Below are 10,483 nucleotides of genomic sequence, written 5' to 3'. Positions count from 1 at the left end.
CGATGGATGATCCGATCATTGCACGCCTGATCGCGCTTCGCGAATTACCGCGCCGCGTGTTGAATTGGAAACCTGAGACCGCCCCTCAGCTTGAAAAGCTTCACTCTGCTCGAACGAAACGAAGATGAAATAGTCTTGGGCCTTATCGGCCGTTTCTGGCGGCTCGATTTCGGCCTTGAACATATTACCGATGGCAGCCAGTTCCTGGACTTCGACGAACCCGGCATCGCCAAACTCGTCATGAGCTTCGCGATTGAGTGCGCCTCCAACGGCCAAACGCGCCTCACCAGGACAACCCGCGTATTCTGCCCCGATCGCAGATCAAAAATGCCGTTCGCGCCTTATTGGGCTGCGATCCGTCCCGCGAGCGGTTTCATTCGGCGCCGCATGCTCTCTCGTGTCAAGGCGGCGGCAGAGGCAGCGAGCGCCTGAAAAAAATGCCCGCAGAATCGATGCGGGCATTTCCGATTTGGTTTGTGGCCCGGTGCGATCAGGACAGCGTCGGCGCATGCTCTGCTTCGGGCGCGAGCACCTCGTCCGTCGACGAGCCGTCGAGCTTCGCGCCGGGCGCGATGTTCACCAGCGGCGGGAAGTCTTCCGGCGTGATCGTCTCCTTCGCGAGGAGCAGCGCGGTTCCCTCGTCGAGATCCTTGCGGCGTTCGGTGAGCGTCTTCTTCGCCTTCGCGTAGGCATCGTCCACGAGTTTTTTCACGGCAAGGTCGATCTCGCGATTCGTCTGATCCGAATAGTCCTTCGGCTTCCCGATCAGCCCCTCGCCGAGAAACGCCTGACGCTGCGGCTCATAAACCCGCTGGCCAAGCCCCTCGATCATGCCGAAACGCGTCACCATCTGACGGGCGATGTCGGTGGCGCGGTCGATGTCGTCGGCGGCGCCGGTCGAAATCTCGCCGAAGATGATTTCCTCGGCAGCGCGGCCTCCCATGAGTACGGCCATCCGGTTCAGAAGTTCCCCGCGCTGGATCACGAAGCGGTCTTCCGTCGGCCGCTGCATGGTGTAGCCGAGCGCGCCGATGCCGCGCGGGATGATCGAAACCTTGTGGACCGGATCGACACCCGGCAGCGCCGACGCGACGAGCGCATGGCCCATCTCGTGATGGGCGACGACCTCGCGCTCCTTCTTCGACAGCACGCGGGAGCGCTTTTCGATGCCCGCGACAAGCCGCTCCACCGCGCGGGTGAAGTCGTCGAGCGTCACCTGCTCGGCGTGGCGGCGCGTTGCGCCGAGCGCCGCCTCGTTCACGAGGTTCGCGAGGTCCGCGCCCGAAAAGCCGGGCGTGATGCCAGCCACCTGTTCGAGATCGACGTCCTTAGCAGCCTTGATGCGCTTGATATGAACGTTGAGGATCGCGACGCGCGCGTTCTTGTCCGGCCGGTCGAGCGCGATCTGGCGGTCGAAGCGGCCGGCGCGCGTCAGTGCCGGGTCGAGAATCTCGGGGCGGTTGGTGGCGGCGAGCAGCACGATGCCTTCACGGGGGTCGAAGCCGTCGAGTTCTGCCAGAAGCTGGTTCAGCGTCTGCTCTTTCTCGTCGTTGCCGCCGCCCGCCATGCCAGCCGCGCGCGTGCGGCCGAGACTGTCGAGTTCGTCGATGAAGATGATGCAGGGCTTCATCTTGCGCGCCTGCTCGAACAGATCGCGCACACGCGCGGCGCCGACGCCGACGAACATTTCCACGAATTCGGAACCGGAGATCGAAAAGAACGGTACGCCCGCCTCGCCCGCGACCGCGCGCGCGAGCAGCGTCTTGCCGATGCCGGGAGGTCCGACGAGCAGGATGCCCTTCGGCACCCGTGCGCCGAGGCGCCCGTAGTGGTCCGGGTCCTTCAGGAAGTTGACGATTTCCTGAAGCTCCCCCTTCGCCTCGTCCGCGCCCGCAACGTCTTCAAAGCCGACGCCGGTCACCTTCTCGACGTAGATTTTCGCGCGCGACTTGCCGACGCTCATCAACCCGCCGATCCCCTGCTTCTCGGCCATGCGGCGAATGAAGAAGGCCCAGATCGCGAAGAAGATGAAGATCGGCAGCACCCAGGAAGCGATGTCCCGAAAGATGTTCTGGCCGGAGCTGCCCGAAAATTCGACGCCCTGCTTTTCGAGTTCGTTCGCCACCGCCGGGTCGACGCGGGTGGTCGAAAAGAATTTCTTGCCGTCCTGCGGCGTCTTGAACTCGCCGCGGATCTGAGACGGCCCCACGACCACGTTGGTGAGTTGGTTCTCTTTCAGAAGCTGCTGGTAGCGGCTGTAGGGCACCGGCTCGATTTCATTGTAATTCGCCCAGTACACCTGAAACATGAGCAGAAGCCCGAGGGCGACCGCCAGGTAGGTGAGGTTGAGTTTGTTCTTCTTGTCCATGTCCCGTCCCAAAAAGTGCGCCGCGCCGTCGGAAAAAAGCGGTTTCACGCGCCGAGCGCGCCCGTCATTCAGGCAAATAAGCGCCCGCACGTGAATTATTCCTCACCGGACGCGCCGTTAGCCTGTGTCGCTCAAGGGGAAGTAAGCACTGGAAGGCGTTCCGGGAAGGCGAAATGCGCAATTAGCCGATGCGGCTGGCCGTGTCCTTCCAGCGGGCCGCACGCGGCATTCAATGGGCATTTCACCCCCGGCTTCGCAACGGGGAGAGGACGGGTCAGGAAGCCAGCGCCTGCCCGTCCGGGTGACCCTCAAGCTGAAGCCCGGCAAGCCTCGCATACACGCCACCCGCCGCGAGAAGCTGCGCGTGCGTGCCTTCCTCGACGAGTTCGCCGCCGTCGATGACGAGGATGCGATCCGCGTTGACGACGGTCGCCAGCCTGTGCGCGATGACGAGCGTAGTGCGCCCGCGCATGACGCGTTCGAGCGCCGTCTGCACGAGCTTCTCGCTTTCCTGATCGAGCGCGCTCGTCGCTTCGTCTAGAAGCAGGATCGGTGCATTCTTGAGGATGGCGCGCGCGATGGCGATACGCTGACGCTGACCGCCGGAAAGCATGACGCCGCGTTCGCCAAGGAGCGTGTCGTAACCCTGTGGCAGTTGTTCGATGAAGGTGTTCGCCAGCGCCGCTTTCGCCGCCGCGCGGACGTCCTCATCGGATGCGTCGGGCGAACCGTAGCGGATGTTGTCGATCACGCTTTCGGCGAAGATGATCGTATCCTGCGACACGAGCGAGATCCGCTTCCGAAGCGCGGTGAGATCCGCCCTGTCGACAGGCACGCGGTCGACAAGGATTCGTCCCTGCTGCGCGTCGTAGAAGCGGAGAATGAGATTGAAGATCGTGCTCTTGCCCGACCCGGAGGGCCCGACGATCGCCACGCGTTCGCCCGGCCGCGCGATGAAGGAGACATTGTGCAACGCGGGATGGTCCGGCCGCAGCGGATAGGTGAAGGACACGTTCTCGAATGTGACTTCGCCCTTCGAATGCTCGGGAAACGCCCGCGGATCGGCAGGCGAACTTATCTCGGCAGGAATCGCCATGAGTTCGGAAAGCCGCTCGGCAGCACCCGCCGCCTGCTGCATCTCGCCGAAGATTTCGGAAAATTCGCTGAGGCAAGCGGCAGCGATAACCGCATAAAGCACGAACTGTGCAAGGATGCCGCCCGTGATGACGCCTTCCATCACGTCGTGCGCGCCATACCAGAGCACGCCGACGATGGCGCCGAAGATGAGAAAGATCGCCGATGCCGTCATGGTCGCGCGGCGCTTCGTGCGCGACACCGCCGCGTCGAAGGACCGGCTGACAGCAGCCGCATAACGGTTGGCGACGAGCGTTTCAGACGTGAACGCCTGCATCGTGCGAATCGCGGAAAGGTTCTCGCTCGCAAACGACGAGGACGCAGCGACTTCGTCCTGAGCGATGCGACTGTAACGACGCACGGTGCGGCCATAAAGCACGAGCGGCACGACGATGACCGGAATCACGACGAGGACGAGTAGGCTCAGCTTGAGGCTTGTGAACACCATGAGCACAAGCGCTCCGAAGAACATGACGGCATTGCGCAACACCTGACTGACAGACGTCGACACGGCGGCCTTGATCTGTGTCGTATCGGCGTTGAGGCGCGACATGATCTCGCCGGAATGCGTATGCTCGTAGAAGGCCGCGCTGAGCCGCGTGAGGTGACGGAAGACATCCGCGCGCACATCCGCGATGACGCGCTCCCCGAGCCAGGACACGCAATAGAAGCGTATCGCGCTCGATGTTCCGAGGAGCGCGCCGACGGCAAACAGGCTCGCGAAATAAATGTTGATCAGGCTCTGCTTTTCTGGTGAGAAGCCTCGGTCGATCATCTCCCTCACGGCAAACGGCAGCATCAGCGTTGCGGCGGAGGAGACGATCAGCGCGATGAGCGCGGCGATCGCGACGGCTTTATATCTCAGGACGTAGGGGCGAAGGAGTTGAAGCGGCTTCAGGCTCGCGCGGGAGCGGGGCTGACGTGCGGCAATTTCTCCCGGCTTGCGGTTTTCGCTGGCAGGGGCGGGAAGATTCGAGCGGCGATTGGCGAGGGTATGTAGGGTCACTTTGCACACTCTTCTGCGTAGCGCGCGCCTGTGTCACCGAATTTTCTCAATGAAACCAGCACGATGACGCTTAAACTTGTCACCATCTCACTTCGTCCTGTATAGCAACCCAAACCGCACAAATACAAGGCGCACATCGAAGCGCAAGAGGAAAGACCATGAAAAAGGATATTCATCCCGACTACCATAAGATAACGGTCGTCATGACGAACGGCGAGACGTTCGAAACTTATTCCACCTACGGTCAGGAAGGCGGGAAGCTCAACCTCGACATCGATCCCAACACCCACCCGGCGTGGACGGGCGGCAACCAGCAGATCCTGGATCGCGGCGGCCGCGTGTCGAAGTTCAAGAAGAAGTTCGAAGGCTTCCTGAAGTAGGCCATTCGGCCAGGCGGTTTGTGACGAGGCGACGCTTTCGCCGCCCTGTCACATAAATCGCAAAAAGCGAAAACTAGCGCTTGAGATGCGCGGCAACGCTTGTTATGTAGGGGTCATCGGCGGCGCGCTGAAGCGCTTCGCCAGTCCCATGCGGGGGTGTAGCTCAGTCGGTTAGAGTGCCGGCCTGTCACGCCGGAGGTCGCGGGTTCGAGCCCCGTCACTCCCGCCATTTTCCCGGACAGCCTCGTTGTTTCTCGACGGCTCGTCGTGGTTTTTCCGCTAATCACTGCTCCTCCAGATTTGAACATGACACGCTTCGTCGTCGCTTCGTGCTCGACAACGAGGCAGGAGCCGTCATACGCATGCCCTCATGCGCGGAACTATGAATCGAGATAGAAAAATTCCCATCCGGTCAGCGCATTAAGCCGCCCGATGTTCTCCGGCGAGAGGAAAACGACGGTCGCGTCGCCGTCGAGAAAAATCGCAAATCGCTCTTCGACGTCTCCCGGAAGCCGCTCGTTCAGTCGAAAAATGACGGACCAATCGAAATCCTTGCCATGGACAAGGTCGAAGGGAGAAACCTCGGCGTCCGCATGGATCGTGATCGAGACGGGCTTTCCGGGCTCGATCCGCTTGTGAGGATCGGATGCGTTCTGTGCCTCGACGCTTTTGACCGGCCACGTGTCGCTCGCCATCGCGATCATGACCGAAATCATCGCCGCATAATCCGACGCTGCGGCGACATCGTAGCAATGGTCGTTGAAATGGACTGCGTTTGCAAACGGCCTTGGGCCGTCCTCAGGGCCCGCCAGCGCAAAAAGCGCCCAATGCCCCGGTCCCGGCTCGCCTGCGAAGGAAATTCCGCGATTCTCATCGGCAATGGCTGCAGCCACGCCAGCGGGGTCTGCCATGGCTTCGGGCGCGAGACGCAAACCGACCTTCACGAGTTCGCTCATCGCAAACTCGATGTGGCGTGCGTCTTCCGGCACCACCACCCGGCGCGCCGTGGCCGCTCCCGGCACGACATCCGGAAGCGCTTTGCCGTTGCCCCTTTCGGGCGTATGCCTCCTGAACATGCGACGAGAAAACATCGTCTGGACTTCCGCTGAAAACATCCGGGCGTGTGTCGAGGCGGGGCGCGGCCCGGTCAAGCCTTGCGCACGAACTCCGACTTCAGGTTAAGCGCACCGATTCCGTCGATCTTGCAGGCGATATTGTGGCCGTCCGTCGCGTCGGGAATGAGGCGAATATTCTTCACCTTCGTGCCGACCTTGATCGCTCCCGACGCGCCCTTCACCTTCAGTTCCTTGATGACCGTTACGGCGTCGCCGTCTGCGAGCACGGTCCCGTTCGAATCGCGCACGCTCGCCGCGTCGGCGGTTTGCACCGTTTCGGCCGCCGCCGCCTCGCTCCATTCATGGAAGCAATCGGGGCAAACAAAGAGATTTCCGTCGAAATATGCGTTCTCGGACTGGCACTTCGGGCAATGGGATATGGCGGTCATGACTGGATATCCGATCCTGGCGGCGGCATTGGCTGCATGCGTCCAGCGATAAGCCCGCGTTCCGCGCCGTTACTACAAAAAAAGGCGCATATGGCGCGCCGCGAAAGAGTTCCGCACATGCTTTCACCGGCTGGCAGCTTGAGCGCGAACGACATTTCCCTAGCACGCCCGCTGGGGAAATGAAAATCGTTCGCCCCCTTTTGACACGACAGCCGCGCGCAAGGATCATGGGCAAAAAACAGGCTGGCGTGTCACGCCGGTCAGGCGGGATGATGGCGGTGCAGAAAACGGCGCAGATCTATTCGCTGGATGAATACAGGCACAGGCGAGCGAAGGAGCGCGCCCGGCAGACCGGCAATGCGGCATGGCCCACGATGGCGTGGTTTCCATTCGTCTACGTGCCTTTCCTGGTCTTCGCTCCCGCGTGTTTCGGCGCGCCGCAATCGGTGGCGGCTCAGGCCGGGCACGATTGACGTGAACGCAGGCGGTGAACAAACGCAGCGCGTCGCCGATCACGGCGGGCTTGAGCCGCCGGACTATCTGCTGAGCGGCCTCGGCCGGAATTTGCGCCGTCTGCGCACGCAGCGCGGCTTTTCGCTCGAACGTTTTTCAAAACAATGCGGCGTCAGCCGGGGCATGCTCGGGCAGATCGAAACCGGCAAGAGCATGCCGACGCTCGGCATTCTCTGGAAAATCGCCACGGCGCTCGACGTGCCCTTCGCAAAACTGCTCGGCAGCCGGGACGAGGATGGAACGCATGTTCTGCGGAAGGACGACACACCCGTCATCGTGTCGGACAGGGGCGGCCTTCAGTCGCGCGCCCTGTTCCCGAAGGCAGGCGACTGCCCGGAATTCTACGAACTGCGGCTTTCGCCTGCGCATCTGCACCTGTCGGAGCCGCATGCGCCCGGCACACGCGAAAATCTCGTCGTCGTTTCAGGTACGGTGGAAGTGACGGTCGGGGATTCGGCGCCTTTCCTGCTCGCGCGAGGCGACTCTATTTTCTTCGAGGCGGACGCCCCCCACTCCTATCGTAACGCTGACGACTACGAAGCGGTGCTCTATCTCGTCGTAAGCTATCTTCAAAAAACGCCTGCCGCGCTAAACGGGCATTCCTGAAACGGATCGCGCCGCCTCGAAGCTCTGGCTGCGGGGCGGCGCGTATCAGTGTAAATCCCTGGCGATACAGGTACACCCGGATTTACCGTGCCGAAACGCCTTCGGGCGTTTCATCGTCTCTGTCAATCAACTTGCAACTTCGACCGTATCTTGGCTGTTCCAGCTAGGCCATACAGCACATCGCCATACCGCCGCACATCATCATCATCGGCATACCGTTACCCATCATGGTGCACATCTGTTTGCAGCACTGCATCATCATGTCTTTCATCGCCGGGTCCATCGCCGTGATTTCGCAGGTCATCCCGTCCGCAGTCATGGTGCAGTTCATCTTGCACATCATCATCGGCATCATCATGCCGCCCATCGGCATTCCGCCCATCATCGGCATCATGCCGCCCATCGGCATTCCGCCCATCATCGGCATCATGCCACCCATCGGCATTCCACCCATCATCGGCATCATGCCACCCATCGGCATGCCGTTCATCATCGGCATCATACCGCCCATAGGCGTCATCGTGTTGGGCATCATGGTGTTCGGCATCATCGTGTTGGGCATTGTCATCGGGTTCATGGTCGTTCTCCGTTTTCTCTCGTTCTTAATTCCGCCTAAGAACGTTAACTCTGTCGCCACGGGCGAGCAAAACCAAAGCCCATAGCGGATGCCGTTTCCTCCAAAGAGGTGGAATTGCCGTCGCCATCTTGGACGGGCAGTCGACGCATTTTCCAATTCGGCGCGCCAAGGCGGCCTTAATTTTTTTCGCACAATTTTGGACCGAAACTAATTTTTCGTTCATTTCGCTATTTATAGAATTTATGCCCATAACGTCACCATGACCTGAGGTTTTGTAAAAAATATTTTCAGAGACTGCCATGCAGGCTATAATTGCCTTCGCGCAGAACAGATCAGGTGCCTCGTGAACGCTCCAATCGACGAAAACGCATCGGCCAGTCTTCGAACTGGCGGTTCGCTTCCCGCGGACGACGCCGTATGGACCGTACTTCAGGCCGAAGCCGAGCAGGCTCGCAATGGAGAGGCAGCGCTGGCCGCCCTCTTCGACAGCATTCTCGGCGCCGCCAGCTTCGAAAGCGCCCTCATCGAAACGCTGATCGCCCGGATCGGCCATAATTCCCTCGCAAGTCATACGCTTCGCGCGCAGTTCCGTGCGGCAGCGGCCGCGGACCCGACCATCGGCGCGGCGGGACGCGCGGACCTGAAGGCCGTGGTCGAACGCGACCCCGCCTCCGGTCGTCTCCTGGAACCGTTCCTTTTCTTCAAGGGCTACGCGGCAATCCAGACCCATCGCTTCGCGCACTGGATGTGGGAGAACGGGAAGCCCGATTTCGCCCGCTACCTGCAAAGCCGCTCGTCGGAGGTCTTCCAGACCGATATCCACCCGGGGGCGGTCATCGGGCGCGGCTTTTTCCTCGACCACGCGACCGGATTCGTCGCGGGTGAGACGGTAGTGATCGAGGAAGACGTGTCCGTTCTCCATGGCGTCACGCTGGGGGGCACCGGCAACCAGAGGACCGACCGGCATCCCACGGTGCGCACGGGCGTGCTGATCGGCGCGGGCGCGATCATCCTTGGCGACATCGAAATCGGGGCGTTCTCGAAGATCGCGTCGGGCTCGTTCGTAACGCAGAGCGTGCCGCCGCGCTGTACAGCGGTCGGCGTTCCCGCGCGCATCATCGAAGGCGCGGGCTCGACCAATCCGGCGCAGAGCATGGATCAGCATCTGGCGCTCGGCACCTACGAATCCTTCACCTACGTGATTTGACGTAGCTGCGAAGGGCGACAGTTCCTCGCGGCCAACTGCGCAGAGGGGAGCGGCGCGACCGCCCTCCGCAGCAGATGGCGCGTCCGTCTTCATCCCCCGGCTTACCGCAAAAAAAGAGGTTCTTTCCCCGTCCCGCGGAGCGCTATTCGCCACGCCGAAGCTGTCGTTTGGCTGCTGCGACGCCTTGCGGTAAATCCGAACATTTCACAACGGCAAGACCGGCCACAGGGGTGCGGCACGGATATCGGACCCACGGAAAAGAAAAAGCGCGGAGTTTGCCGCGCTTTTCCTCAGGCCCCCAAGAATGGGCGTACTACTTCAGCGGAACGTGAGCGCTGCCGAACTTGTAGCCGATACCCGCGCCGACGATGATCGGATCGATGTCGACCTTCGTGCGGAAGACATCGCCGCCCTTTGTGATCGCGGTCGCGTCGGTGTCGAGGAACAGATACTTGAAGTCGAAGTTCAGGAACCAGTTGCCCGTGAGCTTGTAGTCAAAGCCAGCCTGAAGCGACACGCCCCAAGCGTTGTCGATCTTGACCTTCTTGAAGGAGCTGCCTTCGTCGATATTGAAGAAGGCGGTATAGTTCGGCCCAACGCCGATATACGGCTTGAACGCCGTGCCGGTATCAAAGTGGTACTGCAGCGAAATGACCGGCGGCAGGAGCCATGCGTCGGCGATCTTGCCTGCGCCCGCAATCGTGCCCTTCGCGTCGATCGTATGAGGCGTAACGCCCGCGATGGCTTCGACGGCGATGTTCTTCGTCAGGAAGTAGGTGATGTCCAGTTCTGGAATGCCAGAAGTCGAGATCTCCAAGTCCGCGCCACGCGTCGTGGCGTTTGTGCCACCGTTGAGCGTCCAATCCTTCGAATTATACTGCGGGATCACGGCGAGGCCGCGCGCGCGCACGAAGATGTCGCCCGGGTTCGTCCAGGACTCGACAACCACCGGCGCGTCCTTGTAGCCGCCGCCCGCGCCGTAAAGATCGGCAGCATTGGCGCCACCCATCGCCATCACGCCCGCAATCGCGGCGTAAGCAATACGTTTCATTTATTAACCCCCGTACCCATTTTTTGAGAGTCGGCTGCTCGCCGACATAGCCCCAGCAAAGAACCTTCGGGGAATATAAGTCAATTGCGCGATTTCGAGTATTCGTCACTATCCGCGCAGAAGTGGCATCCATACAA

Annotated in this window: 11 protein-coding genes and 1 tRNA gene; 5 read left to right on the top strand and 7 right to left on the bottom strand. The window is 61.1% G+C overall.

The genetic code is table 11. The features are described 5' to 3' along the window. Positions 1-15: 15 nt before the first annotated feature. From EK416_RS17625 to EK416_RS01240, 3 genes are all read right to left on the bottom strand, one after another. Positions 16-276 carry a hypothetical protein gene (locus EK416_RS17625; protein ID WP_164729803.1) on the bottom strand — a complete coding sequence of 87 codons (261 nt, stop codon included), beginning with the start codon at positions 274-276 and terminating at the stop codon, positions 16-18. Positions 277-490: 214 nt separating this feature from the next. Next, positions 491-2,368, bottom strand: a complete 1,878-nt coding sequence (gene ftsH / locus EK416_RS01245) for an ATP-dependent zinc metalloprotease FtsH (protein ID WP_127075520.1) — start codon at positions 2,366-2,368, stop codon at positions 491-493. Positions 2,369-2,642: 274 nt separating this feature from the next. After that, complete coding sequence (locus EK416_RS01240; protein WP_181952106.1) at positions 2,643-4,508, bottom strand: ABC transporter transmembrane domain-containing protein; 1,866 nt, start codon at positions 4,506-4,508, stop codon at positions 2,643-2,645. 158 nt (positions 4,509-4,666) lie between these two features. On the opposite strand from EK416_RS01240, the gene rpmE reads away from it, so the two are divergent. Next, complete coding sequence (rpmE, locus tag EK416_RS01235) at positions 4,667-4,888, top strand: 50S ribosomal protein L31 (RefSeq protein WP_127075518.1); 222 nt, start codon at positions 4,667-4,669, stop codon at positions 4,886-4,888. Between the two features lie 152 nt (positions 4,889-5,040). Continuing rightward, positions 5,041-5,117 (top strand) — tRNA-Asp (locus tag EK416_RS01230). Between the two features lie 151 nt (positions 5,118-5,268). Here the strand turns inward: EK416_RS01230 and EK416_RS01225 are convergent. Together EK416_RS01225 and EK416_RS01220 are read right to left on the bottom strand one after the other, a co-directional pair. Then, positions 5,269-5,979: a hypothetical protein gene (locus EK416_RS01225; protein WP_127075516.1), complete on the bottom strand. Its 711-nt coding sequence runs from the start codon at positions 5,977-5,979 to the stop codon at positions 5,269-5,271. A gap of 56 nt (positions 5,980-6,035) precedes the next feature. After that, complete coding sequence (locus EK416_RS01220; RefSeq protein ID WP_127075514.1) at positions 6,036-6,392, bottom strand: zinc ribbon domain-containing protein YjdM; 357 nt, start codon at positions 6,390-6,392, stop codon at positions 6,036-6,038. Between the two features lie 227 nt (positions 6,393-6,619). Between EK416_RS01220 and EK416_RS17620 the strand changes: the two genes are divergently transcribed. Both EK416_RS17620 and EK416_RS01215 read left to right on the top strand, forming a co-directional pair. Then, a complete protein-coding gene (locus EK416_RS17620; protein ID WP_164729791.1) occupies positions 6,620-6,865 on the top strand; it encodes a hypothetical protein in 246 nt (81 codons plus the stop codon). 1 nt (position 6,866) lies between these two features. After that, positions 6,867-7,511 carry a helix-turn-helix domain-containing protein gene (locus tag EK416_RS01215; protein WP_210210958.1) on the top strand — a complete coding sequence of 215 codons (645 nt, stop codon included), beginning with the start codon at positions 6,867-6,869 and terminating at the stop codon, positions 7,509-7,511. Between the two features lie 163 nt (positions 7,512-7,674). Here EK416_RS01215 and EK416_RS01210 read toward each other — a convergent pair whose 3' ends face one another. Continuing rightward, positions 7,675-8,088 (bottom strand): hypothetical protein, encoded by a 414-nt coding sequence (locus EK416_RS01210; RefSeq protein ID WP_164729802.1) that lies wholly within the window; start codon positions 8,086-8,088, stop codon positions 7,675-7,677. Between the two features lie 343 nt (positions 8,089-8,431). On the opposite strand from EK416_RS01210, the gene epsC reads away from it, so the two are divergent. After that, positions 8,432-9,295 carry a serine O-acetyltransferase EpsC gene (gene epsC, locus EK416_RS01205; RefSeq protein WP_127075510.1) on the top strand — a complete coding sequence of 288 codons (864 nt, stop codon included), beginning with the start codon at positions 8,432-8,434 and terminating at the stop codon, positions 9,293-9,295. A gap of 313 nt (positions 9,296-9,608) precedes the next feature. Here epsC and EK416_RS01200 read toward each other — a convergent pair whose 3' ends face one another. Further along, positions 9,609-10,346: an OmpW/AlkL family protein gene (locus EK416_RS01200; protein WP_127075508.1), complete on the bottom strand. Its 738-nt coding sequence runs from the start codon at positions 10,344-10,346 to the stop codon at positions 9,609-9,611. Positions 10,347-10,483 lie beyond the last annotated feature (137 nt).

Source organism: Rhodomicrobium lacus, from assembly GCF_003992725.1.
Classification (GTDB): Bacteria; Pseudomonadota; Alphaproteobacteria; order Rhizobiales; family Rhodomicrobiaceae; genus Rhodomicrobium; species Rhodomicrobium lacus.
This window is presented reverse-complemented; position numbering and strand designations above follow the sequence as displayed.

Bases quoted from the DNA above. Each gene is read 5' to 3' on its own strand.
- ftsH (WP_127075520.1), bottom strand. From the start codon at position 2,368: ATGGACAAGAAGAACAAACTCAACCTCACCTACCTGGCGGTCGCCCTC.
- rpmE (WP_127075518.1), top strand. From the start codon at position 4,667: ATGAAAAAGGATATTCATCCCGACTACCATAAGATAACGGTCGTCATG.
- EK416_RS01225 (WP_127075516.1), bottom strand. From the start codon at position 5,979: ATGTTTTCTCGTCGCATGTTCAGGAGGCATACGCCCGAAAGGGGCAAC.
- EK416_RS01220 (WP_127075514.1), bottom strand. From the start codon at position 6,392: ATGACCGCCATATCCCATTGCCCGAAGTGCCAGTCCGAGAACGCATAT.
- EK416_RS17620 (WP_164729791.1), top strand. From the start codon at position 6,620: ATGGGCAAAAAACAGGCTGGCGTGTCACGCCGGTCAGGCGGGATGATG.
- EK416_RS01210 (WP_164729802.1), bottom strand. From the start codon at position 8,088: ATGAACCCGATGACAATGCCCAACACGATGATGCCGAACACCATGATG.
- EK416_RS01200 (WP_127075508.1), bottom strand. From the start codon at position 10,346: ATGAAACGTATTGCTTACGCCGCGATTGCGGGCGTGATGGCGATGGGT.